Annotated in this window: 24 protein-coding genes and 1 pseudogene; 15 read left to right on the top strand and 10 right to left on the bottom strand. The window is 58.9% G+C overall.

What is annotated here, in order from left to right:
• Window positions 1-119 precede the first annotated feature (119 nt).
• From trpB to B3I26_RS21165, 3 genes are all read left to right on the top strand, one after another.
• Complete coding sequence (gene trpB / locus B3I26_RS21155; RefSeq protein ID WP_296260555.1) at window positions 120-1,340, top strand: tryptophan synthase subunit beta; 1,221 nt, start codon at window positions 120-122, stop codon at window positions 1,338-1,340.
• The gene (gene trpA / locus B3I26_RS21160) at window positions 1,340-2,152 is read left to right on the top strand and encodes a tryptophan synthase subunit alpha (RefSeq protein ID WP_296260557.1); all 813 of its coding nucleotides are present in this window, start codon (window positions 1,340-1,342) and stop codon (window positions 2,150-2,152) included. The genes trpB and trpA overlap by 1 nt, the downstream gene beginning before the upstream one ends.
• A gap of 126 nt (window positions 2,153-2,278) precedes the next feature.
• Complete coding sequence (locus B3I26_RS21165) at window positions 2,279-2,788, top strand: anti-virulence regulator CigR family protein (protein ID WP_296260558.1); 510 nt, start codon at window positions 2,279-2,281, stop codon at window positions 2,786-2,788.
• A 1,489-nt stretch (window positions 2,789-4,277) separates the two neighbouring features.
• Here the strand turns inward: B3I26_RS21165 and B3I26_RS21170 are convergent.
• A complete protein-coding gene (locus B3I26_RS21170) occupies window positions 4,278-5,228 on the bottom strand; it encodes a choline sulfate utilization transcriptional regulator (RefSeq protein ID WP_296260560.1) in 951 nt (316 codons plus the stop codon).
• A 114-nt stretch (window positions 5,229-5,342) separates the two neighbouring features.
• Here B3I26_RS21170 and betC point away from each other — a divergent pair, with 114 nt between their 5' ends.
• Window positions 5,343-6,848, top strand: coding sequence for a choline-sulfatase (gene betC, locus B3I26_RS21175; RefSeq protein WP_296260561.1), 1,506 nt, complete (start codon window positions 5,343-5,345; stop codon window positions 6,846-6,848).
• A gap of 37 nt (window positions 6,849-6,885) precedes the next feature.
• A complete protein-coding gene (gene choX / locus B3I26_RS21180; protein WP_296260563.1) occupies window positions 6,886-7,812 on the top strand; it encodes a choline ABC transporter substrate-binding protein in 927 nt (308 codons plus the stop codon).
• 66 nt (window positions 7,813-7,878) lie between these two features.
• On the opposite strand, the gene aroE is transcribed toward choX, so the two are convergent.
• Both aroE and hemF read right to left on the bottom strand, forming a co-directional pair.
• On the bottom strand, window positions 7,879-8,706 hold the full coding sequence (gene aroE / locus B3I26_RS21185) for a shikimate dehydrogenase (RefSeq protein ID WP_296260564.1): 828 nt from the start codon (window positions 8,704-8,706) through the stop codon (window positions 7,879-7,881).
• The gene (hemF, locus tag B3I26_RS21190; protein WP_296260565.1) at window positions 8,706-9,626 is read right to left on the bottom strand and encodes an oxygen-dependent coproporphyrinogen oxidase; all 921 of its coding nucleotides are present in this window, start codon (window positions 9,624-9,626) and stop codon (window positions 8,706-8,708) included. Before hemF ends, aroE begins: the two co-directional genes overlap by 1 nt.
• Before the next feature lie 226 nt (window positions 9,627-9,852).
• Here hemF and B3I26_RS21195 point away from each other — a divergent pair, with 226 nt between their 5' ends.
• On the top strand, window positions 9,853-10,830 hold the full coding sequence (locus tag B3I26_RS21195) for an NADPH:quinone reductase (protein WP_296260566.1): 978 nt from the start codon (window positions 9,853-9,855) through the stop codon (window positions 10,828-10,830).
• A gap of 280 nt (window positions 10,831-11,110) precedes the next feature.
• Here the strand turns inward: B3I26_RS21195 and B3I26_RS21200 are convergent.
• The 4 genes and pseudogenes from B3I26_RS21200 to B3I26_RS21215 form a co-directional block, all read right to left on the bottom strand.
• A pseudogene (locus tag B3I26_RS21200) lies at window positions 11,111-11,194 on the bottom strand (tRNA threonylcarbamoyladenosine biosynthesis protein RimN); the annotation flags it as partial.
• Window positions 11,195-11,536: 342 nt separating this feature from the next.
• Window positions 11,537-12,094 carry an L-threonylcarbamoyladenylate synthase gene (locus B3I26_RS21205; protein WP_296260567.1) on the bottom strand — a complete coding sequence of 186 codons (558 nt, stop codon included), beginning with the start codon at window positions 12,092-12,094 and terminating at the stop codon, window positions 11,537-11,539.
• A gap of 39 nt (window positions 12,095-12,133) precedes the next feature.
• Window positions 12,134-13,246: a DNA-processing protein DprA gene (dprA, locus tag B3I26_RS21210; RefSeq protein WP_296260569.1), complete on the bottom strand. Its 1,113-nt coding sequence runs from the start codon at window positions 13,244-13,246 to the stop codon at window positions 12,134-12,136.
• A 124-nt stretch (window positions 13,247-13,370) separates the two neighbouring features.
• Window positions 13,371-14,396, bottom strand: a complete 1,026-nt coding sequence (locus B3I26_RS21215; protein ID WP_296260570.1) for a LysM peptidoglycan-binding domain-containing protein — start codon at window positions 14,394-14,396, stop codon at window positions 13,371-13,373.
• A gap of 296 nt (window positions 14,397-14,692) precedes the next feature.
• On the opposite strand from B3I26_RS21215, the gene def reads away from it, so the two are divergent.
• The 5 genes from def to B3I26_RS21240 all read left to right on the top strand — a co-directional run bounded on the left by def (window position 14,693) and on the right by B3I26_RS21240 (window position 19,373).
• Window positions 14,693-15,199 carry a peptide deformylase gene (gene def / locus B3I26_RS21220; RefSeq protein ID WP_296260571.1) on the top strand — a complete coding sequence of 169 codons (507 nt, stop codon included), beginning with the start codon at window positions 14,693-14,695 and terminating at the stop codon, window positions 15,197-15,199.
• 59 nt (window positions 15,200-15,258) lie between these two features.
• On the top strand, window positions 15,259-16,218 hold the full coding sequence (fmt, locus tag B3I26_RS21225) for a methionyl-tRNA formyltransferase (protein ID WP_296260573.1): 960 nt from the start codon (window positions 15,259-15,261) through the stop codon (window positions 16,216-16,218).
• Window positions 16,215-17,534, top strand: a complete 1,320-nt coding sequence (gene rsmB / locus B3I26_RS21230) for a 16S rRNA (cytosine(967)-C(5))-methyltransferase RsmB (RefSeq protein WP_296260575.1) — start codon at window positions 16,215-16,217, stop codon at window positions 17,532-17,534. Before fmt ends, rsmB begins: the two co-directional genes overlap by 4 nt.
• A 132-nt stretch (window positions 17,535-17,666) precedes the next feature.
• A complete protein-coding gene (gene trkA, locus B3I26_RS21235; protein WP_296260577.1) occupies window positions 17,667-19,040 on the top strand; it encodes a Trk system potassium transporter TrkA in 1,374 nt (457 codons plus the stop codon).
• A 33-nt stretch (window positions 19,041-19,073) separates the two neighbouring features.
• The gene (locus B3I26_RS21240; protein ID WP_296260943.1) at window positions 19,074-19,373 is read left to right on the top strand and encodes a tetratricopeptide repeat protein; all 300 of its coding nucleotides are present in this window, start codon (window positions 19,074-19,076) and stop codon (window positions 19,371-19,373) included.
• A 40-nt stretch (window positions 19,374-19,413) separates the two neighbouring features.
• Here B3I26_RS21240 and B3I26_RS21245 read toward each other — a convergent pair whose 3' ends face one another.
• The gene (locus B3I26_RS21245; protein ID WP_296260579.1) at window positions 19,414-20,301 is read right to left on the bottom strand and encodes a lysophospholipid acyltransferase; all 888 of its coding nucleotides are present in this window, start codon (window positions 20,299-20,301) and stop codon (window positions 19,414-19,416) included.
• A gap of 78 nt (window positions 20,302-20,379) precedes the next feature.
• On the bottom strand, window positions 20,380-20,931 hold the full coding sequence (locus tag B3I26_RS21250) for a DNA-3-methyladenine glycosylase I (protein ID WP_296260580.1): 552 nt from the start codon (window positions 20,929-20,931) through the stop codon (window positions 20,380-20,382).
• A gap of 81 nt (window positions 20,932-21,012) precedes the next feature.
• Here B3I26_RS21250 and glyQ point away from each other — a divergent pair, with 81 nt between their 5' ends.
• The 4 genes from glyQ to B3I26_RS21270 are packed head-to-tail and all read left to right on the top strand — an operon-like array spanning window position 21,013 to window position 25,407.
• Window positions 21,013-21,960 (top strand): glycine--tRNA ligase subunit alpha, encoded by a 948-nt coding sequence (glyQ, locus tag B3I26_RS21255; RefSeq protein WP_296260582.1) that lies wholly within the window; start codon window positions 21,013-21,015, stop codon window positions 21,958-21,960.
• The gene (glyS, locus tag B3I26_RS21260) at window positions 21,957-24,011 is read left to right on the top strand and encodes a glycine--tRNA ligase subunit beta (RefSeq protein WP_296260583.1); all 2,055 of its coding nucleotides are present in this window, start codon (window positions 21,957-21,959) and stop codon (window positions 24,009-24,011) included. Before glyQ ends, glyS begins: the two co-directional genes overlap by 4 nt.
• 16 nt (window positions 24,012-24,027) lie before the next feature.
• Complete coding sequence (gene gmhB / locus B3I26_RS21265) at window positions 24,028-24,579, top strand: D-glycero-beta-D-manno-heptose 1,7-bisphosphate 7-phosphatase (RefSeq protein ID WP_296260585.1); 552 nt, start codon at window positions 24,028-24,030, stop codon at window positions 24,577-24,579.
• A gap of 57 nt (window positions 24,580-24,636) precedes the next feature.
• Window positions 24,637-25,407 (top strand): lysophospholipid acyltransferase family protein, encoded by a 771-nt coding sequence (locus B3I26_RS21270; RefSeq protein WP_296260588.1) that lies wholly within the window; start codon window positions 24,637-24,639, stop codon window positions 25,405-25,407.
• 185 nt (window positions 25,408-25,592) lie between these two features.
• Here the strand turns inward: B3I26_RS21270 and B3I26_RS21275 are convergent, their stop codons facing one another.
• Window positions 25,593-26,780 (bottom strand): MFS transporter, encoded by a 1,188-nt coding sequence (locus B3I26_RS21275; protein ID WP_296260590.1) that lies wholly within the window; start codon window positions 26,778-26,780, stop codon window positions 25,593-25,595.
• Window positions 26,781-26,846 lie beyond the last annotated feature (66 nt).

Raw genomic sequence — 26,846 nt, forward strand, 5'->3', positions numbered from 1 at the left:
TGTGAGTTTTTATGACAGGTTGCGGCGATCTTATCGGTTTTCATAGGCCTTTGCGCTGGTTAAAGTGGGTTCACTGCCTCAACGGCTTACCCTATTTCGTCACTTCGGAGGTCTTCAGCATGACCCAGACCCAATATCGCAACGGCCCGGACGCCCGCGGCATGTTCGGCGCGTTCGGCGGCCGCTATGTCGCCGAAACCTTGATGCCACTGATCCTTGACCTGAGCCGTGAGTACGAAGCGGCGAAAGAAGACCCTGCGTTTCTCAAGGAACTGGCCTATTTCCAGCGCGACTACGTTGGGCGTCCGAGCCCGCTGTATTTTGCCGAGCGTCTGACCGAGCATTGCGGCGGTGCCAAGATCTACCTCAAGCGCGAAGAGCTGAACCACACCGGCGCCCACAAGATCAACAACTGCATCGGGCAGATTCTGCTGGCACGGCGCATGGGCAAGAAACGCATCATTGCCGAAACCGGCGCTGGCATGCACGGCGTGGCCACCGCCACCGTGGCCGCGCGTTTTGGTCTGGAATGCGTGATCTACATGGGCACCACCGATATCGAGCGCCAGCAGGCGAACGTGTTTCGCATGAAGCTGCTGGGCGCCACCGTGATCCCGGTCGTTGCCGGCACCGGCACCCTGAAAGACGCAATGAACGAAGCGCTGCGTGACTGGGTGACCAACGTCGACAGCACTTTTTACCTGATCGGTACCGTGGCCGGGCCACACCCTTATCCGGCGATGGTTCGTGACTTCCAGGCCGTCATCGGCAAGGAAACCCGCCAGCAACTGCAAGAGCAGGAGGGCCGCCTGCCCGACAGCCTGGTGGCGTGCATCGGCGGCGGTTCGAATGCGATGGGCCTGTTCCACCCGTTCCTGGACGACACCAGCGTGCGCATCATTGGTGTCGAAGCGGCTGGCCACGGCATTGAAACCGGCAAACACGCAGCGAGCCTAAACGGCGGCGTACCGGGCGTGCTGCATGGCAACCGCACCTTCCTGCTGCAGGATGACGACGGCCAGATCATCGATGCCCACTCGATTTCTGCCGGTCTGGACTATCCAGGTATCGGACCGGAGCATGCCTGGTTGCACGATATCGGTCGTGTCGAATACACCTCGGTCACCGATAACGAAGCCTTGGCCGCTTTCCACCAGTGCTGCCGTCTGGAGGGCATCATCCCGGCGCTGGAAAGTGCCCATGCCCTGGCTGAAGTGCTCAAACGCGCCCCGACATTGCCCAAGGATCACCTGATGGTGGTCAACCTGTCCGGTCGCGGCGACAAGGACATGCAAACCGTCATGCATCATCTGGATCTGTCCAAGCAGGAGAAACACTGATGAGCCGCCTGCAAACCCGTTTTGCCGAGTTGAAAGAGCAGGACCGTGCAGCCCTGGTGACATTTATCACCGCTGGCGACCCGTCTTACACCACCTCTCTGGCGATCCTTAAGGGTCTGCCCAAAGCCGGTGCTGATGTGATCGAGCTGGGCATGCCGTTCACTGATCCGATGGCCGATGGGCCAGCGATCCAGCTGGCGAACATTCGCGCACTGGACGCCAAGCAGAATCTGGCGAAAACCCTGCAAATGGTGCGCGAGTTCCGCGCTGAGGACAGCAGCACACCTTTGGTGCTGATGGGCTACTACAACCCGATTCACAACTACGGCGTCGAGCGCTTCATCTCTGAAGCTCATGAGTCGGGCGTCGATGGCCTGATCGTGGTCGATCTGCCGCCCGAGCATAACGGCGAGTTGTGCGACCCTGCTCAGAGCGCTGGGCTGGACTTCATCCGCCTGACCACGCCAACTACCGATGACATTCGTCTGCCGACCGTGCTCAATGGCAGTTCAGGCTTCATCTACTACGTGTCGGTCGCCGGTGTGACCGGTGCGGGCTCGGCCACCATCGATCACGTCAAGGAAGCGGTGGCACGGCTGCGTCGTCACTCTGATTTGCCGATCAGCGTCGGTTTCGGGATTCGCACGCCGGAGCAGGCGGCGGCCATCGCCAGGGTTGCCGATGGTGTGGTCGTCGGCTCTGCGCTGATCGATCACATCGCCAACGCGCAGTCCGCTGATGAGGCTGTCAGCAACGTGCTGCAACTGTGTTCGCAACTGTCCGAAGGTGTTCGTAAGGCACGTGTGTCCTGAAGGTAAAGTTCCTGATACAGAGGAATCTAAGTCTTCGTTAGCAGACTAATCAGTACAGCCAAGGGGTTCAGGACCTGAGTTCTGAACCCCTTTTTGCTAACTCGAATTCGCTCAGGAGCGCGCTACATGAAAGTCTCGAATCGTTTGATCGCCGGGTTGGGCGTGTTGATGCTCAGCGCCAGCGCGCTGGTTCAGGCCGCACCACCGGATCAACGCGGCGGCGATGACAATGGCCCGGGCCAGCATCAGGACAACGGCCAGCAAGGCGGTCCGCAGGGCGATCGCGGCAATGGCAATAACAACGGCAACGGCAACGAACATCGCAACGAACCGCGTGCCGATAACCGTGACAACAATCAGCGTGGCGGCCGTCCTCCTGCTGACTTCGGCGACGTGCGCCGGACCATCACCGAACACCGTGAAGTCATCGGTCGCGGTCAGCCGCTGCCCCCTGGCGTCCACATCTCGAAAGGCCACCCGCTGCCACGCGGTTACGGTCGTCGCCTGGACCAACGCTCACTGCAATACCTGCCTCAATACGATGGCTACGAATGGCGCCGCCTGGGCCCGGACGTTGTGCTGATCGCAATCGGCAGCGGCATCGTTTATGAAATCCTGGATGGCGTGCTGAATTAAGAGCCCCTCTGGATCGCGTCCGCCCTGCACGTGAGATGGGCGCAAAATCTGCAGGAGCGCGCTTGCCCGCGAACGCGTTGTTTCAGTCAGTGCAAATCGCGATGACTCACCACCTTTCGTGATCAAGCGCGCTTCAAATAAGGATCAGTAGTTAGTCACATCACTCTAGCCAGAAAACTGGCCCACGCCCCCCTCCACCGCTTTGTTCATATCCACTTCCGGGATGACCCCTATGGGTCGTCGGCGGGGGAAGGCGTGGCCTCTTGCGAGGTTTACGTACAGGGTGGACTGGTAATCGCGGCGGCGCGGGTATTGGAGGCGGTGGCGTAGTAGCGGCATTTGGCACTGGCAGCAGAGTTGCTGCGGGTGCGGGCCCTAGGACGGTGTTGGTAATATCTTTAAAAAGATTATCGACTCGATCAACGATCATTCCAGTGGCACTGCTCCCAACTGCCGTAAATGTTGATGGTGTGTCTACTCGTGAACGCCAGCTATGAGTAACAGCTTTCACATCCGCGTTACCCATCACTGAAGCAGTTGCCATAAAAGTCTCTGTCTTTATGAAGATCAAAACTTCTGCGACAGGATCACCTGCGGATTCAAGAATTTCAGTCCAATATCGCTCCCTTATTTCATCATTTGCCATGACGTTGAAAACTGAATTCAGCGTCCAAGCGTCCGGGACAAACCCGAGACTTGGGAAAACATTGTTGTGCACATCCCATGCCTCACGATGATTTATATCTCTGTTGACTACGCCTTGACTGTTGTACTGGGCGTAAAGCTTATCGAGGTAACCCTGAGCCATGCGATCATAAACCCAGCGGATTGTATGATCTGAAAATGGGCGGCCGTCACGCTGCGCTGTAAGCTCAGGAAGTTCACTGCCGCGGAGCCTGAGAGCGAATTGGCATCCATGATCCCTCCAGCGAGTACTGCCTACTTATACCCGTATGTTTGCAGGACGTTATGCATAGCACCTGGCGAGTCATATACCCGCAAGATGTTCAACATATCAAGATCGATTTATTTAGATAGTTAGGCGTCAGTATTCCAACTTTCAAAAAGATGATAGTTATATAAACCAAAAGGCACTGTAGCACCCAAAAAAGATGAGCAATATGTAAGCAACCAAAACCAACCTGCAGACATTAAGAAAGAGAATAATGATTCTCCTGCTTACCCGCTCTGCCAGCCATCGCCAAGTCGTCGTTAAATACACTCTTATATTTAAGAGCGCCGTTGTTAGAAAATTACGCATAGTGAAGTTCCGACAAAAAATACCGACTTAGACAAAAGAGCATAGACTCGATCTAATTCTTCTACACAAACTACAGAAGTGAATTAACCGTAAACCGATGGCCAAGTAAACTGCAATACATCTGATAAAGTTGTAGGAACCTTCTGGACTGCTAAGATGCTAACGAGACAGCACAGCATTTGATTGATTGGGCATACATCAAACGTTGGCGCATTTTTAATAGCTTACTTAAACCGCAATCGACGGCAGCGCCTTGCCTTTCAACAAATCTCCGCTCAATGCCTGTTCACTTCTTAACCAGTCCACGAACCGCTGCACGATCTGCACGCGCCGCTTGCGCTGCGGCAGGACGATGTAATACCCGTATCCGGAGACGGCGCTGGCCTCGATCGGGCGGCACAGCAAACCCTGCTCCAACAAATCATCCACCAGATGTAGCCAGCCAATGGCCACGCCCTGGCCACCGATTGCGGCTTGAATCAGCAGCGTGTAGTTATCGAATCTCAGCTGCCCCGGCGCGGGTTCCTGCGGGATATTCAAAGCGCGGAATACGCCGCTCCAGTCAAACCAGTTGTTGCCGCCTTCGCCGCGAAGGTGCAGCAGCGCGAGGTCTTTCAGCGCCTCGGTGGGCAAGGGCAGGTCGCGACCCTTCAACAACTGCGGGCTGCAGACTGGGAACACTTCTTCGCTGAACAACCAGTGGCTTTCTCCCTGCTTGAATCGCCCGTCGCCGAACAACACCGCCACATCAATATCCGCACGCAGCATGCTGTGGCTGCGCTCGCTGGTCACCAGGCTGACGTCGACGTCGGGGTTGTCCTTGTGAAAGCGATGCAGACGCGGCATCAGCCAATACGCAGCGAAGGCGAAATCCGTCGCCACCTGCAGCACCTCATGCTGATGCTGCTCGGTAATGAGGCTCAGCCCGGCGTCCATTGACTGCAACCCGGCCTGCACATGATTGAACAGAATCTCCCCGGCGTCGGTGAGTTCGATGCCGCGATAGATACGGTTGAACAGGCGCGTTGCGAGTTGCTCTTCAAGTCTTTTCATTTGCTGGCTGATAGCCGGCTGGGTAGTACCCAGTTCAATGGCGGCGGCCGTGAAGCTGCGCAGGCGGGCAGCCGCCTCAAAGCCTCGAAGCAAATCCAGCGACAGGTCACCAAGAGAAATAAACATAAGCGTGGCTTATCCTACACATTGTGTTTAACGGGCTTTACCGCTGATGTCATGGGTCGCATCCTCTCGCACAGCAATTTCGCATAAATTTTCACTATGGAATGCCGCGATTACATGAAGCGCAAGAACATTCTTTTCATCATGGCCGATCAAATGGCCGCGCCAATGTTGCCGATTTACGCTTCGTCGCCTATCAAGATGCCGAATTTAAGCCGCCTCGCCGCTGATGGCGTGGTGTTCGATGCTGCCTATTGCAATAGCCCGCTATGCGCTCCCTCACGGTTTACGCTGGTCAGCGGCCAGCTGCCGAGCAAGATAGGTGCCTACGATAACGCTGCCGACTTCCCCGCCGATGTGCCGACTTACGCTCACTATCTGCGCCGTTTGGGCTATCGCACAGCGCTGTCGGGCAAGATGCATTTCTGTGGCCCTGATCAGTTGCACGGTTACGAAGAACGCCTGACCAGCGACATCTATCCGGCCGATTATGGCTGGGCAGTCAACTGGGATGAGCCGGATGTGCGACCAAGCTGGTACCACAACATGGCGTCAGTGCTGCAGGCAGGCCCCTGCGTGCGTACCAACCAGCTGGACTTCGACGAAGAGGTGGTGTTCAAGGCGCAGCAGTATCTGTTCGACCATGTGCGCGAAGACGGCGACCAACCGTTCTGCCTGACCGTATCGATGACCCATCCGCACGACCCGTACACCATTCCCAAGGAATACTGGAATCTCTACAACGACGAGGAGATTCCGCTGCCGCCAGCCCCCCCGGCCCAGGCGGCCCAGGACCCACACTCCCAGCGTCTGCTCAAGGTCTACGACCTGTGGGACAAACCGTTGCCGACGAACAAGATCCGTGACGCCCGTCGTGCCTATTTCGGCGCCTGCAGCTATATCGACGACAACATCGGCAAATTGCTGAAGACCCTGGAAGATACAGGCCTGGCGGAAGACACCATCATCGTCTTCTCAGGCGATCACGGCGACATGCTGGGCGAGCGTGGTCTCTGGTACAAAATGCACTGGTTTGAAATGTCCGCGCGGGTGCCGTTGCTGGTGTACGCTCCGGGCCAGTTCAAGGCGAGTCGCGTGAAGGCCGCTGTGTCGACCGCCGACCTGCTGCCGACATTTGTCGCGCTGGCCGAAGGCGATCTGGAGGATGGTCTGCCGCTGGATGGCCGCTCGTTGCTGCCGCACCTGCAAGGCGAGGGCGGCCATGACGAAGTGTTCGGCGAGTACATGGCCGAAGGCACCGACAGCCCGTTGATGATGATTCGTCGCGGCGCCTATAAATTCATCTATTCGGAAAAGGACCCATGTCTGCTGTATGACGTGGCCAATGATCCGAAGGAACAGGAAGAGCTGAGCCAGTCTGAAGCTCATCGAGACCTGTTCAATGCATTCATGGCCCAAGCAAAGGCCAAGTGGAACATTGCGGCGATACACCACCAGGTGCTCGCCAGCCAGCGGCGTCGGCGTTTCGTTGCCCAGTCGCTGGCCCTCGGCAAGCTGAAGAGTTGGGATTACCAGCCGCTGGTAGACGCCAGTCAGCAATACATGCGCAACCATATCGATCTAGACGATCTGGAGCGCAAGGCCCGTTATCCACAACCTTGACCCTGCCAACACCTAGAAAACCAAAAAGGGGCACACCATGAAGAGATTGTTCACGACGCTGGCGGTTGCGGTGATGAGCTTGAGCGGCGCTGTTGCATACGCCGCAGACGAAAGCTGCAGTACGGTCAGGATGGCCGACCCGGGTTGGAGTGACATTGCTGCAACCAACGCCACGGCAGGGTTTCTGCTCGAGGGCATGGGTTACAAAACCAAGGTCGAAACGCTGGCAGTGCCGATTGCCTATGGGGGCCTCAAGGACGGCAAAATAGACGTTTTCCTGGGCAACTGGATGCCCGCGCAGCAGGGCTTCCATGACAAGTTCGTTGCCAGCGGAGACGTGACTCAGTACACAAAAAACCTCGAAGGTACCGAATTCACCTTGGCTGTCCCGGATTACGTCTACGACGCAGGCGTGCATGATTTCGCCGACCTGAACAAATTCGCCGATAAATTCCATAAGAAGATTTATGGCATCGGCTCGGGGGCTCCGGCAAACGCGTCGATTCAGGAAATCATCAAGAAAAATGAGTTCGATCTGAAAGACTGGAAGCTGATCGAGTCCAGCGAACAGGCGATGCTGGCCGAAGTGAAGCGTAACGTGAAGAAAAACGAGTTCGTGGTCTTCCTCGGCTGGACCCCGCATCCGATGAATGTGCAGATCAAGGGCATGCACTATCTCAAAGGCGGGGAGAAATACTTCGGCGATACAGGCAGCGTTTACACCGTCACCCGCAAGGGCTATGCCGACGCCTGCCCGAACGTGGCCAAACTGTTCTCCAACCTGACGTTCACCCAAGACATGGAGAACAGCATCATGCAGGAAGTCGACAGCAAGAAGATCAGCAACACCGACGCAGTGAAAGCCTGGATCAAAGCCAACCCGGCGGTGCTGGACAAGTGGCTCGACGGTGTGAAAACCATCGACGACAAGGATGCGCTAACAGCAGTGAGAGCCAAGTTGTAAGCATTGCGCTCATAACTGGAATCACACCCTCTGTAGCAGCACGCTGCGACAGAGGGTTGTTATCGATCACGCCTCTGCCATCAGCTTGCGCAATTGCACCAGCACCGGGGCTGAATCCGGGCGCACACCGCGCCAAAGGTAAAACGCCTCAGCGGCCTGCTCCACTAGCATCCCCAGACCATCCACGGCCTGCCCGGCCTGATGCTCCGTAGCCCAGCGGCAGAACGGGGTCGGCTCTTTGGCATACATCATGTCGTAGCAAATGGTCTCGCCCGCCTGGAGAAGGCGGGGTGAAATCGGCGGCAGCTCACCCGACAAACTCGCCGAGGTCGCATTGATGATGATGTCCACCGGTTCCTCCAGCCAGTCGTACCCCGCAGGCAGCACTGGGCCCAGCTCAGCGAATTCCTGCGCCAACTGCTCAGCCTTCTCCACTGTGCGATTGGCGATGACAAGCACGTGCGGCAGTTCGGCCAGCAACGGCGCCAGTGCACCGCGAACCGCACCACCGGCACCCAACAGCAGGATGCGCTTGTCCTTGAGGGGGACTGCGTGATTAACCATCAGGTCCCGAACCAGACCAGCGCCATCAGTGTTATCGCCCAGCAGGCTGCCATCCGCCTGAAGGGCGAGGGTATTCACAGCGCCGGCACGGCGAGCGCGCTCGGTCAGTTGGTCCGCCATTCGATAGGCCTGTTCCTTGAACGGCACCGTTACGTTGGCGCCACGACCGGTCTCAAAGAATTGCCTGGCAAACGCAGTGAAGCACTCCAGCGGCGCTAAAGCAGTCTGGTAATCCAGCGCCTGCCCGGTTTGTTCGGCAAACAGCCGATGAATCAACGGCGATTTGCTGTGGGCGATCGGGTTGCCAAACACCACGTATTGGTCAGCCATCACCGGGTTTCCTCGGCCAGCCAGTCGCGGTCCTGCAGGAAATAGTCAGTCAAGCGCGCCTCTTCACTGCCCGGCGCGGCTTTCCAGTCATAACCCCAACGCACCTGGGGCGGCAGCGACATCAGAATCGATTCGGTGCGGCCCCCCGATTGCAGGCCGAACAATGTACCGCGGTCATAGACCAGATTGAATTCCACATAACGACCCCGGCGAAATTCCTGGAATTCGCGCTGTCGCGGTGTGTAGGGCGTGGCCTTGCGACGTTGAACGATGGGCAGGTAGGCATCGACGAACGCATCACCAATGGCACGCAGAAACGCAAAACTGGTGTCGAAATCCCACTCGTTCAGGTCGTCGAAAAACAACCCGCCCACACCACGCGGTTCGTTGCGGTGCTTAATGTGGAAATAACGGTCGCACCAGGCTTTGTAACGCGGATAAACGTCCGCACCGAATGGCGCACAGGCCTGCTCGGCCACGCGGTGCCAATGAATGCAGTCTTCTTCGACGCCGTAGTAGGGCGTCAGATCGAAGCCGCCGCCGAACCACCAGACGGGTTCTTCGCCTTCTTTTTCAGCGATGAAGAAACGCACGTTGGCGTGGGAGGTCGGAACATGTGGGTTGTGCGGATGCATGACCAGCGAGACGCCCAAAGCCTCGAAACCACGGCCGGCAAGCTCCGGACGATGGGCGCTGGCGGAGGGCGGCAGACCGGCACCAAAAACGTGGGAAAAGTTGACCCCGCCTTTTTCCATGACAGCGCCGTTCTCGATCACCCGAGTGCGACCGCCGCCACCGGCCGGCCGCTCCCAGGCGTCCTCGACGAAGCGGGCGCTGCCGTCTTCTTGCTCCAGAGCGGTGCAGATCCGGTCTTGCAGATCCAGCAGGTAGGCTTTGACGGCATCGGTGCGAAAGGACATGGCGGTACCTTGAAATAACGTGAAACCGGTATTTTCGAGCGTCGTTACGTGCGCTGCTTGCGGTCACTGAACCGCCGCGTGCTCGAACGAGGCCCTGAAAGTGGCGCGTAGCATACACCGGCTTGACCGGCGCCGCAGTTGACGAAGACCAAACGAAGGAGTCCGATAGAAGCCTTTCGCACTCCCGGTTTTGTCCCAAAGTTTCGATTCATGATGGAGAAAGCACATGGCAAAGCGTATCCAGTTCCGCGCCCACGGCGGCCCTGAAGTTCTCGAGTACGTCGACTTCGAACCGGCCAAACCGGGCCCGAAAGAAGTGCTCGTGCGCAACAAAGCGATTGGCGTCAACTTTATCGAGACCTATTTTCGCACCGGGCTGTACCCGGTTGCCTCACTGCCATCGAGCCTGGGCAACGAAGGGTCGGGAGTGGTAGAAGCCGTCGGCGCAGAGGTTACTCACGTTAAGGTCGGCGATCGCGTGGCATACGGCACCGGACCGCTGGGCAGCTATGCAGAGCTGCACCTGGCGCCAGCCGCGCATGTGGTCAAACTGCCAGACGACATCAGCTTCGAACAGGCCGCAGCTATCATGCTCAAGGGGCTGACGGTGCAATACCTGTTCCGGCAGACCTACGAGATTCGTCCTGAGGAAACCATTCTGTTCCACGCCGCGGCAGGTGGCGTGGGCTCCATCGCCTGCCAGTGGGCCAATGCCTTGGGCGTGAAGCTTATCGGTACCGTGAGCTCGCCGGAAAAGGCCGCACATGCCAAGGCCCATGGCGCGTGGGAAGTGATCGACTACAGCAAGGAAGATGTCGCCAAGCGCGTGTTGGAGCTCACTGACGGTAAAAAGGTGTCGGTGGTGTACGACGGCGTCGGCAAGGACACGTGGGAAACGTCGCTGGATTGTCTGGAGGTGCGCGGTTTGCTGGTGAGCTTCGGTAACGCCTCTGGCGCGGTGTCAGGCGTGAACCTGGGCATCCTGGCACAGAAAGGCTCGCTCTACGTCACACGCCCCACCTTGGGCTCCTACGCCCACACCCCGGAAACGCTGCAGGCAATGGCTGACGAAGTGTTCGCAATGGTCAGCAGCGGCAAGGTCAAGGTCGACGACATCAAAAAGTTCGCCCTGAAGGATGCTGCGCAGGCGCACACCGAACTGTCCGCCCGGCGCACGACAGGGTCGATCATTTTGGTGCCCTGAGCTTGTAACGCCGAAATGAGATGCACCAAGGTCCTGCTTCTGCCCGGCGGGCGTACGAGCTTGGCTTGCCAGCGATCTGCCGCCAAGCGGCAGCAGGCTCTGCAATCGCGGTTTGTCTGACACACCGAGGTATCCGGTTTTGCTGCCGGTGCCCGGCAGAATCGCGAGCAAGCTTGCTCCTACGGCCTTCGGCCAGAATCAAAGCGGATCTGCACCGGTCAGTCGGTCAGTCGGTCAGTCGGTCAGTCGGTCAGCGATCGGAGCAAATTGGCAGCAAATCTCAACCCGCCCGTACCACCTCAGCTGTCACCAGATCCCGAATCACGCTGGGGTTGCGTCGGCCGCCGGGTGGGCCGTTCAGGACAAGGATGCGCAGGCGCACGACAGGGTCGATCATTTTGGTGCCCTGAGCTTGTAACGCCGAAATGAGATGCACCAAGGTCCCGCTTCTGCCCAGCGGGCGTAGGAGCTTGGCTTGCCAGCGATCTGCCGCCAAGCGGCAGCAGGCTCTGCAGTCGCGGTTTGTCTGACACACCGAGGTATCCGGTTTTGCTGCCGGTGCCCGGCAGAATCGCGAGCAAGCTTGCTCCTGCGGCCTTCGGCCAGAATCAAAGCGGATCTGCACCGGTCAGTCGGTCAGTCGGTCAGTCGGTTAGTCGGTTAGTCGGTCAGTCGGTCAGAGATTGGAGCAAATTAACAGCAAATCTCAACCCGCCCGTACCACCTCAGCTGTCACCAGATCCCGAATCACGCTGGGGTTGCGTCGGCCGCCGAGTGGGCCGTTCAGGACCATGTCCAGTTGCCCATGGAAATACTGTTCGATACGCAACCGGGAGCGCGCGGCAGGGCGGCCGGTGGGATTGGCGGAGGTGGAGACCAGCGGCCCGGTCAAGGCGCACAGCTCGCGAACTTGCGGGTGATCGCTGACGCGCAGGGCCACCGTGTCGCGACCGCCAGTAATCCAGTCCGGCAGCAGGCCCTGATGCGGTACCAGCCAGGTATTCGGCCCAGGCCAGGTACTGGCCATGCGATCGATCCATAACTGCGGGAAATCTTCGAACAAGAAGTCGAACTGACGAATATTGTCGGCAATCAGGATCAACCCCTTTTCGACCGGCCGCTGCTTGATCGCCAGCAACCGATAAACCGCCTCGAAGTCCCACGGATCACAGCCCAGCCCCCAGACTGCCTCGGTTGGATAGGCAATTACCGCTCCGGCCCGGATCTCTTGTGCGGCTTTTTGCACACGCCAACTGCTGACCATCGTTCGCTCTCCGATTTAACGCTGGCGGGCAGTTTAACCTTAGCGTGCCCGGGCAAACCATCGTCCGGCCTCACACGCCACGTTGCTGTCCAGTTCGAGTTCGGTCAATGCCGCCAACACCTTGGGCAACGGCCAACCGCTGCTGGCTGCCAGCGCTTCGCTGGTCTGTGGCGCGGCGTGCAGCAAGGCCAGTAGCGGGTGATCGGATCTGGTAGCACTTGGCACAGGATCATTGCAGGGCGGCAGGTTTTTCCAGCCTTGCAGGGCTTCAAGAATGTGATCGACCGTCTCGACCAACACCGCACCTTCACGAATCAACTGATGACACCCCCGCGCGCCAGGGTGGTGGATCGACCCTGGAATGGCATACACCTCCCGACCTTGCTCTGCCGCGAGCCTGGCGGTAATCAGCGATCCGCTGGCGACGCTGGCTTCCACCACCAGCACGCCGAGGGACAAGCCGCTGATGATTCGATTACGTCGCGGGAAGTTGCTGGCATGGGGATCGGCATCCAGCGGCAGTTCGGAAATGATGGCGCCGCCTTGAGCGATCATGTTCGCCGCAAGCAGGCGGTGCCGCTGTGGATAAAGTTTTTCGAGCCCCGTTCCAAGCACCCCTACCGTGGCCCCTTTTACATCAAGCGCACCCTGATGCGCCGCGCCGTCGATGCCCAGCGCCAAGCCACTGGTGACCACGAAACCTGCGCCAGCCAGGCTGCGGGCGAAAGCGGTGGCAGTATCCAGCCCTGGCTTGGAAGCCCGTCGGCTGCCGACCATCCCAAGTTGCGGACGGTCGAGCAGAGACCGATTGCCAGCAATGAATAACAAGGGCGGCGGGTCGGGAATTTCGGCGAGCAGCGCCGGATAATCAGGGTCATCCCACATCAGCAAATGCTGGTCCGGACGCTCTAGCCAGGCCATTGCAGCGCTGGCACCATCGCGCACGTCCGGGTTGCGTCGGGCATCGGCGCTGGCTGCTGGCAGGCGCAATGAACGCCAGGCAGAGGCTGGCGCGCTGAGGGCAGCAGAGGCGCTGCCGAATGCGTCGATGAGCGTCTGGAAGCGCTTTGGACCGATCTCGGGCAATCGATGGAGACGCAGGCGTGCCTCCAGCTCGGCAGGTGATCGCCCGGCTTTTTCGAACAACGGCATAAGATCTTCCTTGATCTGGCGCCCCCTTCAAAAAGACCGGCACCTTGTGGATAACTCTGTTAACAACGTTTAGATAAGTGAAGCATGCCGGTGGGAAAAAGCGTTCTGGAGCTGATACATAGCATTACGGATTGCGCACCTTATCGCTGACCGCCAAAGATCGGGTCGCGTGCAGAACCATTGCATAGCTCAGGTGGTTGTAAGTGCGGAACACCATCAGCAAACCGGCGCGCTCGTCGGGAATCTTCACCTGGTCGCCAGTGATCCGATCACGCACCGTTTCGCCCGCCTTATAGATCGCCAGGACGTTGCCTTCGGCCAATCCCTCCAACTTGCCGCGGTCCAGCGTTACCACGTCGAACTCGCCAATCTGCGTGACGCCACGGGGTACGTCGATGATCGTGCCGCGTATTTCCTGCTTCGGCTCACTGGGGACAAACGTGGAGTTGATCGCACGCTCTTCGCTGACGAACAGCCGATCGCCCAGGCGTACTTCCTGAGTCGAGCGCTGCATTCGCAAGGTCGCGATGTCGCCTTCAGTGGCCGTCACTTCGCCGCTGCCGATGTCGTCGGCGTTAATCCCCAGCGGCACGGCGGATTCAGGGTCGAAGTAAGTCTTGCCCTTGCGGAAGATGCCATACGACACGTGGTCCGGGTTGAAGACGCCGCGTGCATAGATGCGGTCGCCTGCGCCGCTGAGTACCCGTTCGCCGTTGCCGGCCACGACGTAAGGCGCATTCTCGAACTGCTCGTTCGTGTCCATGATCCGGTTGTTCAGCAAAAACGCATTGATCGCCCCCAGCGGTATGGTCGGGATAGCGTCGGCAATCGGCGTGCTGCGTACGCGCGGTGACAATTTGATGGTGCCCCGCGACTCGCCGCGGGTGGCGACGATGCGTGGCTGGCCGTCCACATAAATCAAATTCAGGGTATCGCCCGGGTAGATCAAATCGGGATCATGCACCTGCGGATTGGCTCTCCAGAGCTGCGGCCATTTCCACGGCTGATTGAGAAACTTCCCGGAAATATCCCAAAGCGTGTCACCGGCGACAACGGTGTAGCGCTCTGGATGGCCTTCCCTGAGTTGTACTTGCGCCTGAACAAGGCCTGTCGCGGCCAACAGCAGCAGGGCGAGTAGTGATTTCCTCATGCGGTGAATCCCTTTATCATGTTGGCTTCGCGTGAAACATCGAGTCTTGCAAGACTCCGAATACTGGTTGATACGAAAAGTCGGCGATATGCAAGCCAGGCAAGGCAAAAACAGGCGAGGAACGGTCGGAGTCGCGTTCGACTCTAGGTGCTGTAAATGAACATCCCGAACCTGTTTCCAACGCAGCATGGCTGAGCGCAGCCACTTTCCGTAAAACCTACAGGGCTGCCCGCTTGCGACGTCCCAAGCCTAGCAGCCGATTTTGACTTTACCCTACAAGTGCAGCTCTTACGTATATGGCCATTTTAAACATTCTCGAATTTCCCGATTCGCGCCTGCGCACCATCGCCAAGCCGGTGGCTGCTGTGGACGACGGCATTCGCCAGTTGGTCGACGACATGTTTGAAACCATGTACGAAGCGCCTGGCATCGGTCTGGCTGCGACGCAGGTTAACGTACACAAGCGCGTCGTTGTAATGGATCTCTCGGAAGATCGCAGCGAGCCACGGGTTTTCATCAACCCCGAGCTTGAGCCGCTGACCGACGAGATGGATCAGTACCAGGAAGGTTGCCTCTCGGTGCCAGGTTTCTACGAAAACGTCGACCGTCCGCAAAGGGTCAAGGTCAAGGCGCTGGACCGTGAAGGTCAACCGTACGAACTGATCGCCGAAGGCCTGCTCGCCGTGTGTGTCCAACACGAATGCGATCACCTCAACGGCAAGCTGTTCGTCGATTACCTGTCCAATCTCAAGCGTGACCGGATCAAGAAAAAGCTGGAAAAGCTGCATAAGCAAAACGCTTGATCCCTTCGCCCCTAAAGGCCTCCTGGAGGCCTTTTCTTTTTTTGAAAAACGAGAAGCCCATGACTGAGCCACTGCGCATCGTCTTCGCCGGCACCCCGGAATTCGCCGCCGAACACCTCAAAGCCCTGCTCGACAGCCCCTATGAAGTGATCGCGGTCTACACCCAGCCCGATCGCCCGGCGGGCCGTGGCCAAAAGCTGATGCCAAGCCCGGTCAAGCAACTCGCGCAGCAACATGACATCCCGGTGCTGCAACCGCCGACCCTGCGCGCCCCCGAGGCCCAGGTCGAACTCGCGGCGTTAAAGCCCGACTTGCTGGTGGTGGTTGCCTACGGTTTGATCCTGCCGCAAAGAGTGCTGGATATTCCACGCCTGGGTTGCATCAACAGTCATGCCTCGCTGCTGCCTCGCTGGCGGGGCGCCGCGCCTATCCAGCGTGCGGTGCAGGCTGGCGATGCCGAAAGCGGCGTGACGGTGATGCGCATGGAAGCGGGGCTGGACACAGGTCCGATGCTGCTTAAGGTCACCACCCCGATCACCGGCGAAGACACTGGTGGCACGCTGCATGATCGTCTGGCCGAGTTGGGCCCGGTTGCAGTGGTGCAAGCCATTGCCGGTCTGGTGCAGGGTACGCTGGTCGCTCAAGTGCAGGACGACAGTCTGGCCACTTATGCCCACAAGCTTAATAAAGAGGAAGCGCGGATCGACTGGGGGCGCCCGGCCGATGAACTGGAGCGTCTGGTGCGGGCTTTCAACCCGTGGCCGATCTGCCACAGCACTCTAAATGGCGAAGCGCTGAAAGTGCTAGCGGCGCAGGTCGCCGAAGGGCAGGGCGAGCCGGGCACGATCCTCAGCGCCAGTAAAGAAGGTCTGGTCGTGGCCTGTGGACAAGGCGCGCTGAGCCTCACCCGGCTGCAACTTCCCGGCGGCAAGCCGCTGAATTTCGCCGACCTGTTCAACAGCCGTCGTGAAAAATTTGCCAACGCAATGGTTTTGGGGCAAACGGTGGACCCACAATGAATCCACGTCTTGCCGCCGCCAAGGCTCTGGCTGCCGTACTCGGCGGCAAAGCCTCGCTGAACAGTTCGCTGCCCACACAACTGGACAAGGTCGACGATCGCGATCGCGGGCTGACTCAGGACCTGGCATTCGGCACTGCGCGCTGGGAGCCTCGGCTGTCGGCGCTGGCAGCGAAGCTGCTGCAAAAACCGTTCAAGACTGCTGACAACGATGTTCAGGCGCTATTGTTGGTGGGGCTGTATCAACTGTTTTATTCGCGCATCCCTGCACACGCCGCCATAGGCGAAACCGTCGGTTGCGCAGACAAGCTGAAGAAGCCATGGGCCAAAGCTCTGCTCAACGCGGTTTTGCGTCGCGCGCAACGTGAAGGCCAAGCGCTGCTGAGCGAGCTCGAACACGACCCGGTCGTGCGCACCGCCCACCCGCGCTGGCTGCAAAAGGCGCTGAAGGCTGCCTGGCCCGAGCAGTGGGAAGCCATCTGCGCGGCGAACAATGCACATCCGCCAATGATTCTGCGGGTCAATCGCCGATGCAAAACTCGCGACCAGTACCTTCAATTACTGCAAGACGCAGGCATTGCCGCCGCGGCGAGCAGCTTTAGTCAAGACGGCATCGTCTTGACCGAGCCGGGCGATGTTCGCGCGCTCCCTGGTTTTGCCGAGGGCTGGATCAGCGTGCAGGACGAAGCTGCGCAACTGGCTGCCGATCTGCTGGAACTGGCGCCAGGCCAACGAGTGCTGGACGCGTGCTGCGCACCGGGCGGCAAGACCTGTCACCTGTTGGAAGTGCAGCCAGGATTAGCGGCAGTGGTGGCGGTGGACCTGGAAGCCAAACGCATGGTGCGGGTCAAGGAAAACCTGGACCGCCTGGGCCTGAGCGCTGAACTGATCGCCGCCGACGCTCGCGCTGTCGATCAGTGGTGGGACGGCCAGCCATTCCAGCGCATCCTGCTTGATGCACCATGCTCGGCAACCGGGGTTATTCGCCGTCATCCTGATATCAAACTCACTCGTCAGGCCGACGATATCCCGGCCCTGGCAACGCTTCAGGGTGAACTGCTCGATGCGCTGTGGCCCACACTACAGGTGGGCGGGATGCTGCTGTACGCCACCTGCTCGACCTTGCCGACCGAGAACACTGAGGTGATCGAAGCCTTCCTTGCCCGCACATCAGGGGCGCGGGAACTGGACATCGCGGGTCAGAATGGTAACGCGCCACCGGGCCTGAAACAGCCGCATGGCCGGCAGTTGCTGGCACAGGAAGGCGGGCATGACGGATTTTATTACGCAAAGCTGATCAAGATTGCGGCAGGGTGAATACCCGCCGCAGAAGTGCGCCTGCGCGCATTGCTGCTGTGCCCGTCAAACGATTCGTCATCGATACAGCGCCATCGCGAGCAGCGCGCTCCTACAGGTTTGCAGATCACTGGATTTCCAAGGAGAGGCTGATTGAAGATCATCATTCTCGGTGCAGGGCAGGTGGGCGGCACGCTGGCTGAGCATCTGGCCAGCGAAGCCAATGACATTACCGTGGTGGACACCGATCCCGACCGACTGCGTGCGCTGGGTGATCGTCTGGATATCCGCACCATTCAGGGTCGGGGGTCGTTCCCCACCGTCCTGCGTCAGGCAGGCGCCGACGACGCCGACATGCTGGTGGCTGTCACCAGCAGCGACGAAACCAACATGGTGGCCTGCCAAGTCGCCTACACCCTGTTTCACACCCCTACCAAGATTGCCCGCGTACGCGAATCCGCGTACCTGACCCGCGCGGGTCTGTTCGACAACGCGGCCATCCCGGTTGACGTACTGATCAGCCCCGAGCAGGTGGTTACCCATTACATCAAGCGCCTGATCGAATACCCAAGCGCGCTGCAGGTTATCGACTTCGCCGAAGGCAAGGTGCAAATGGTCGCGGTCAAGGCCTATTACGGAGGCCCGCTGGTGGGTCAGCAGTTACGCCAGTTGCGTACGCACATGCCCAATGTACAAACACGCGTTGCCGCCATTTTCCGCCGTGATCGTCCGATTAGTCCGCAAGGGGATACGGTCATCGAGGTCGATGACGAAGTGTTCTTCATCGCGGCCAAGGCGGACATTCGTGCGGTCATGGGCGAAATGCGCAAGCTTGACGTCAGCTATAAACGCATCGTCATTGCAGGGGGCGGGCAGATCGGCGAGCGCCTGGCCGAGGCGATCGAAAACCGTTATCAAGTCAAGATCATCGAGATGAATCCGGCGCGCTGCCGCTATCTGTCGGACACACTCGACAACACGGTCGTCCTGCAAGGCAGCTCGTCGGACCGCGACCTGCTAATGGAAGAGAACATCAGCAATACTGACCTGTTCCTGGCCCTGACCAATGACGATGAGGCCAACATCATGTCTTCGCTGTTGGCCAAGCGGTTGGGGGCGAAGAAGGTCATGACCATCATCAACAATCCCGCCTATGTGGATCTGGTACAGGGCGGGGAAATCGACATCGCGGTCAGTCCGCAGCTGGTAACCATTGGCACTTTGCTGGCCCACGTGCGCCGCGGCGACATCGTCAGCGTTCACTCATTGCGCCGGGGCGCGGCGGAAGCCATCGAGATCGTTGCCCACGGCGACGCGAAGTCCAGCAGGGTGATCGGCAAAGCGATCATGCACATCAGCCTGCCACCCGGCACCACCATCGGCGCGATTACCCGAGCCGACCAAGTGCTCATCGCCCGCGACAGCACGGTTATCGAATCCGGCGACCACGTGATCATGTTCCTTGTGGATAAGAAGCATATTCGCGACGTGGAGCGGCTGTTCCAGGTGGGGTTGAGCTTTTTCTAACGGAGAACACGCGTGCTGGAGTCACTGGAAAAAATGCTCGCCAAAGGCATGGACAATGCTTTGTTGCGCTTCGGCCTGGGCAAGGGCTATCTGGATGCCGGCGATCCTGCCCGCGCAGCTGAGCACCTTCAGCGATGTGTCGAAATCGATCAGAAGTATTCGGCGGCGTGGAAGTTGTTGGGCAAAGCGTGGTTGGCGGCAGGGGATTCTTCGCAGGCTCGTCGGGCCTGGGAGCAGGGCCTTGAAGCGGCGGCCGCCCATGGCGATAAACAGGCCGAAAAAGAGATGACCGTGTTTCTGAAAAAACTCGATCGCCGGGCTGAGTATCTGTAGGAGCGCGCTCCTACAGGTTCGTGAATGGCGACCGGGAAACTCAGTACCAGCGCTTCTCCCCCTCGGGCCGCTTCTTGAAGCGCTTCATGGTCCACATGTACTGGCTTGGATAAGCCCGTACATATTTCTCTACCACTTTGCTCATCGCCGCCGCCGAGGTTTCGGTGTCGGTGCTGTACATGTCTTCGGGCGCGGCCTCAAGGACCACCTTGTAGCCAGAGCCATCTTCCAGGCGCATCGCGTGAAGGAAAACCCCAATCGCCTTGCCACCTGCCAGCATGTTCGGTACGAATTTGCTGGTCAGCGCCACAGTCCCGCAAAACGGCACGAAAACCCCGGCCGATTCCGCAGGCTCCGGGTCGGCTGGAATACCCACCGAACCGCCTTTGCGCACTTCCTTTATGACGCTCAGAATGCCTTCCTTGGTCGATGCTGCCACGCGGTTACCTAACTGCACGCGCTGTTTGCGCAGCAATTCATCCACCGCCTTGAGCTTGGGCGGACGGTAAAAAATGATCGGCTTGCACTGGCTGCAATAGAAGTGGTTGAGCACTTCCCAATTACCCAGGTGGCTGGTGATCCCGACCACGCCTTTGCCGGACGCCAGCGCATCTTTCAATACCTGAAGCCCTTCGACTTCGCGCACCAGATTGATCGATTTCTGAGCAGGCCAGATCCATGCGCACGCGCTTTCGGTCAATGTCTTGCCGATGTCCATCAGGCTGCGGCCGACCAATGCCTCAAGCTCGGAAGGGCTCAGCTCAGGGAAACACTTGGACAGGTTAATCCGCGCGACTTCGCGAGAACGATTGGGCAGCTTCCACATCAACCAGCCAATGCCGGTGCCGGCCCATTGCACGGCGCGCCACGGCAACAGGGCGAACAGCCGCAATGCCCCGACCATCAAGGCGCCTTTGAACTTATCCACAGATCACTCCTGAATCAATGAGGCGGACATTGTAACCATTCGGCCATGAGGCAGGCTGCAACAAACACCGATCTGCCGTCACCCCACAAGCTCGGCATACCGATCACAATCGACGGTATGGTCCATCACCATCCCGGTCGCTTGCATGTAGGCGTAGCAGATAGTCGGGCCGACGAAGGTGAACCCGGCTTTTTTCAGGGCCTTGCTCATCGCCTCGGCTTCAGGAGTGATGGCAGGGACTTCACTGCGATCCTTGAAATGGTTCACTTTTGGCGAGCCTGCGACGAAAGACCAGACAAACGCGACAGGGTCTTTCAGCCGCAGCCAGGCCTGGGCGTTCTTGCGCGCGGCGTTGAGTTTGAGGCGATTGCGAACGATGCCGGGTTCAAGCATCAGGTGTTCGATCTCAGTGTCAGTCATGGCTGCGATCCGGCGTACGTCGAAGTTGAACATCACTTCACGATAGCGGGCGCGTTTCTTCAGAATGGTGATCCACGACAGGCCGGCCTGGAACCCTTCGAGCAATAGAAACTCGAACAGCATCTGCGCATCGCGCAACGGCACGCCCCACTCTTGATCGTGGTAGTCCATGTAAAGCGGATCATCGTTGCACCAAAAGCAGCGTGGCATAGGGCTCCCAAGGGTGGAGGCGCTGCTGAATCGGGTATACTCCCGCTCTTTAAATCGCAGCCCCCAGTACAGGTGAATTTCGTGAGCCAGCCTACGCCAGCCGTGCGTACCTTCCAAGACTTGATCCTCGCCCTCCAGCAATACTGGGCTGAGCAAGGTTGTGTGGTACTTCAGCCCTACGATATGGAAGTGGGCGCCGGCACTTTCCACACCGCTACGTTTCTGCGTGCCATCGGCCCGGAAACCTGGAACGCCGCCTACGTACAGCCGAGCCGTCGTCCTACCGATGGCCGTTATGGCGAGAACCCTAACCGCCTGCAGCACTACTATCAGTTCCAGGTGGTTCTGAAACCCAACCCTGACAACTTCCAGGAGCTTTACCTGGGCTCGCTGAAGCATGTCGGCCTGGACCCGCTGGTCCACGACGTACGCTTCGTCGAAGACAACTGGGAATCGCCAACCCTGGGCGCCTGGGGCCTGGGCTGGGAGATCTGGCTCAACGGCATGGAAGTTTCGCAATTCACCTATTTCCAGCAAGTGGGCGGCATCGAGTGCTACCCGGTCACCGGCGAAATCACTTACGGTCTTGAGCGCCTGGCGATGTACCTGCAAGGCGTTGAATCGGTTTATGACCTGGTCTGGACAGACGGCCCGTTCGGCAAAGTCACCTACGGCGACGTGTTCCACCAGAACGAAGTGGAGCAATCGACCTACAACTTTGAATATGCCAATGTCGACAAGCTGTTCGAACTGTTCGACTTCTATGAAAGCGAAGCCGTGCGCCTGATCGAAGCCGAGCTGCCATTGCCGAGCTACGAAATGGTTCTCAAGGCCTCTCACACCTTCAACCTGCTCGATGCCCGTCGTGCGATTTCCGTGACGGCGCGCCAGCAATACATCCTGCGCGTCCGTACCCTGGCTCGTTCCGTGGCCCAAGCGTACCTGATGGCCCGAGCCAAGCTTGGCTTCCCGATGGCCGCGCCCGATATTCGCGACGAAGTGTTGGCTAAGCTGGAGGCTGCACAATGAGTGCTCAAGATTTCCTGGTTGAATTGGGCACCGAAGAACTGCCACCCAAAGCACTGAACGCGCTGGCCGATGCATTCCTGGCCGGTATCGAAAAAGGCCTGCAGGCCGCCGGGCTGACCTACAGCGCCAAGCAGGTTTACGCAGCGCCACGTCGCTTGGCGGTGCTGATCACCGAGCTTGCAACTCAACAGCCGGACCGCAGCGTTAATCTGGACGGCCCGCCACGTCAGGCCGCATTCGACGCCGAAGGCAACCCGACCCAGGCCGCACTCGGCTTTGCCAAGAAGTGCGGCGTGGATCTGAGCGAAATCGATCAGAGCGGCCCGAAACTGCGCTATAGCCAAAGCATCGCTGGCAAGCCGACCACAAGCCTGCTGCCCACGATCATCGAAGACTCGCTCAACGACCTGCCGATTCCCAAGCGCATGCGTTGGGGGGCGCGCAAGGAAGAGTTCGTGCGGCCAACCCAATGGCTGGTGATGCTGTTCGGCGATCAAGTGATCGACTGCACCATCCTTGCTCAAAGCGCAGGCCGTGAGTCTCGCGGGCACCGTTTCCACCATCCGGAAAACGTACGTATCTCCTCGCCAGCCAACTACGCCAGCGACCTTCGCGCGGCCCACGTTCTGGCCGATTTCAACGAGCGCCGTCAGCTGATCAGCAAGCGTGTCGAAGAATTGGCCACCCAGCATGAAGGCACCGCGATCGTGCCGCCTGCGCTGCTCGACGAGGTGACAGCGCTGGTCGAATGGCCGGTGCCGTTAGTGTGCTCCTTCGAGGAACGTTTCCTCGAAGTGCCGCAGGAAGCCCTGATCACCACCATGCAGGACAACCAGAAGTATTTTTGCCTGCTGGATGCCGAGGGCAAGTTGCTGCCGCGCTTTATCACCGTGGCCAACGTCGAGAGCAAGGACCCGTCGCAGATCGTGCTGGGTAACGAGAAAGTCGTTCGCCCGCGCTTGACCGATGCCGAGTTCTTCTTCAAGCAAGACAAGAAGCAAAAGCTGGAAACTTTCAACCAGCGTCTGCAGAACGTGGTGTTCCAGGCTCAGTTGGGCACGGTGTTCGACAAGGCCGAGCGCGTTTCCAAACTCGCTGCATTCATCGCGCCGCGCATTGGTGGCGACGCTCAGCGCGCGGGACGTGCCGGCCTGCTGTCCAAGTGCGACCTGGCGACTGAAATGGTCGGTGAATTCCCCGAGATGCAGGGCGTGGCAGGCTACTACTACGCGCTGGCCGACGGCGAACCGCAAGACGTCGCCCTGGCGCTGAACGAGCAGTACATGCCGCGCGGCGCCGGGGCTGAACTGCCGAGCACCCTCACCGGTGCTGCCGTGGCGATCGCCGACAAACTCGACACCCTGGTCGGCATCTTCGGCATCGGCATGCTGCCTACCGGCAGCAAAGACCCCTACGCGCTTCGTCGTGCGGCGCTGGGCATCCTGCGCATTCTGATCGAGAAGAAACTGGACCTGGACCTGATCAAGACCGTGCAATTCGCGGTCGCCCAATTCGGCGTCAAGGTCAAACCTGCCGGTCTGCCAGAGCAAGTGCTGGAGTTCATTTTCGACCGCCTGCGTGCACGTTACGAAGACGAAGGCGTCGACGTTTCGGTTTACCTGTCGGTGCGTGCCTTGCAACCGGCTTCGGCGCTGGATTTCGACCAGCGCGTGCAGGCCGTTCAGGCGTTCCGCAGGTTGCCTGAGGCTGCTGCATTGGCCGCCGTCAATAAGCGCGTCTCGAACCTGCTGGGCAAGGCCGAGGGCAGCATCGCCCAGACCGTCGAGCCCAAGTACTTCGATAACGCCAACGAGTTCTCCCTGTATTCGGCGATTCAACAGGCAGACCAGGCCGTCGCGCCGATGTCTGCAAGCCGTCAATACACCGAAGCGCTGGCCCGCCTGGCAGCGCTGCGCGAGCCGGTGGATGCTTTCTTCGAAGCGGTGATGGTCAATGCCGAAGACGCCAGCGTACGAGCCAACCGTTATGCGTTGCTGGCACGTCTGCGTAATCTGTTCCTCGGCGTTGCTGACATTTCGCTGTTGGGCTGACGCTGGAGCGCTTGATTTGAAGCTGCTGATTCTCGATCGGGACGGGGTGATCAATGAAGACTCCGACGCGTACATTAAGTCGGTACAGGAATGGGTTCCGATCCCGGGCTCGATCGAGGCCATCGCACAACTCAGCAAGGCTGGCTGGACGGTAGCAGTGGCTACCAACCAGTCGGGCATTGCTCGCGGTTATTACGACCTGGCCACTCTGGACGCCATGCACGCACGTCTGCGTGAGTTGGTGGCGGAGCAGGGCGGGAAGGTCGGCCTGATTGTTTACTGCCCCCACGGCCCGGATCAGGGGTGCGATTGTCGCAAGCCCCAACCGGGCATGTTGCGTACCATCGCCAGTCATTACGCCGTGGATTTACGCGGAGTCTGGTTTGTTGGTGACAGCAAGGGTGACCTGGAGGCGGCGGTGGCCGTCGATTCTCAACCTGTCCTGGTCATGACGGGTAAAGGTCACAAGACACGAAGCACGCCATTGCCTGCCGGAACGTTGATTTTTGACGATCTGGCGGCGGTTGCGGCCGAACTTATCCACAACAGCGCCTCGTTGAACGGCTGACCGGTCATTCAACGGCACGCTCAATCCGGGCAATTGCCCGTAACGGTAAAAGCAGCTATGTCGATAGTGCAGGCCATCAGGATCTTCATCTTTTACCTGCTGCTGGGCACCACTGCTCTGCTGTGGTGTTCGCTGAGTTTCTTCATCGCGCCGTTCCTGCCTTTCCGCATTCGTTACCGCTTCATCAACGTCTATTGGTGTCGCTGTGCGGTCTGGCTGACGAAGGTATTTCTCAATATAAAAGTCAATGTGACGGGCCAGGAAAATGTGCCGCAGACGCCCTGCGTGATCGTTTCCAATCACCAGAGCACGTGGGAAACATTCTTTCTTTCGGCACATTTCCAGCCGTTGAGCCAGGTGCTCAAACGTGAATTGCTGTATGTCCCTTTCTTTGGCTGGGCAATGGCGATGCTGCGACCGATCGCCATTGACCGCAACAACCCTAAAGCTGCGCTCAAGGTCGTGGCAAAGAAGGGTGACCAATTGCTCAAAGATGGCGTTTGGGTACTGATCTTTCCTGAAGGCACACGGGTACCGTACGGTCAGATCGGCAAGTTTTCACGCAGCGGATCGGCGATGGCGGTGAACGCAGAACGGCCGGTCCTGCCGATCGCGCACAACGCTGGTCGATATTGGCCAAAAGAAGGCTGGGGCAAGAAGCCTGGCACCATTGAGGTAGTGATTGGCCAGCCAATGTACGCAGAGGGAACAGGCCCTCGCGCGATTGCCGCGCTCAACGATCGCGTGTTTGCCTGGAATGAAGCGACGCAAAAAGCACTGGGCTCTCCAGCTGTACCTTCTCCTACGCCCGAAAAATCACCGGCGTGAAAATGTGGATAACCTGTGCACCAAACGCGTGAGATTTCTGATAATCAGCGCTAACTCTTTAATTTTACTCCTAATTTCTAAGAGCGCTAATAAAGCCAAAAACGTGCATAAGTTTTTAGCGCACTGCCCGTTTTCGTCCTGAACCCATCGGTCTTGAGCCTTCCCGGACAAGACCGATGTCGTTTCTAAGCTGGATGTTTACGTTCTGATATCCACAGGTTGCAAAGCGCTGCCATCGCGATCAGCACCAGTCCCCCGGATGCTGCTGCGACGAAGCCCATTGCTGGGGACAAACTATCGATGGCCAGACCCACCAGTGGCGCTGAGAGCGTTTGGCCAATTCGATAAGCTGAATCATGCAAGCCCATCACCTCGCCGCGCACGCTGGCGGGTGCCAGCTTGGCAACAGCTTCCGAGCCAGCAGCCAGGGTCGGCGTACACAGCAGGTTGGTCGGCAACAACGCCAGCATCAGCCACCACCACACTTGATCGAACAAAGCGACCGGCAATAGCAGCAGGCTCATTGCCAGGGCCAGCCGCGTCTGCGACCAGGAGCGGTGTACGATTCCATGGACAAACCCGCCCACGATCGATGCAACGGACATAGCAGCGATCACATACCCGGTAAACGCAATCTCACCATTGCTACGCAATACCGCGATCAGTGCCAGCTCGGTACCGTAAAGCACAAATAACGCGGCGGCGCTGACAAACATCACACCCAGCAAACGGCCACTCATCCAGGTACGCAATTTCGGCCGCACTCGATTCGGCTCATACGCCGCCTCATCAAGCGAGCGCGTTGGCCAGTTGAGTTTGTAAAGCACGATATACGACAGCGCCCGCCACACGCCGATGCCCACTATGGCCGCTGTCGCAGAATAAGTGGTAATCAGCAGAATGCCGGTCGCGGGGCCGATGACGAAACCGAGCTCCATCAGCATCATGTTCAGCGAATAAGCGGGACGGCGTTTGTCTTCAGGCACCAGGCTGGCAACGAACTGGCGGGAAAGCGAGCCAGTGGGTACCGTGAACACACCGGTGACGAACGCCAGAAAGACATACACCGGGTAACCCACCACGGCCAGAAGCAGCCAGGCTGCCGTAGATAACGCGCCACAAATGGCCACCGCCGGGCGCAGGCCATGGCGATCGATCATTCGTCCCAGCAGCGGTGAGCCGACGGCGAAGCCCAGCGCAGTGGCAGTCCCGACGATGCCTGCATCGAAGTAGCCACGGCCCAGTTCGTTGAGCACATGCAGGCTTAACGTAAGCGTCATTATCGTCAGTGGCAAACCGGCCACGAACATGAATAACGTGGCTGGCAGCACGCGTGGGATAGCCAGCACACTTTGGTACTTGCGAAACGACATCCGGTAACAGCTCCTTAGCTCGTCTTCGTCCTGTTATTGCAAGGCAGGTCCTTATCGAACCAAAGG

The sequence above is a fragment of the Pseudomonas sp. UBA5706 genome (genome assembly GCF_002419965.1).
GTDB lineage: Bacteria > Pseudomonadota > Gammaproteobacteria > Pseudomonadales > Pseudomonadaceae > Aquipseudomonas.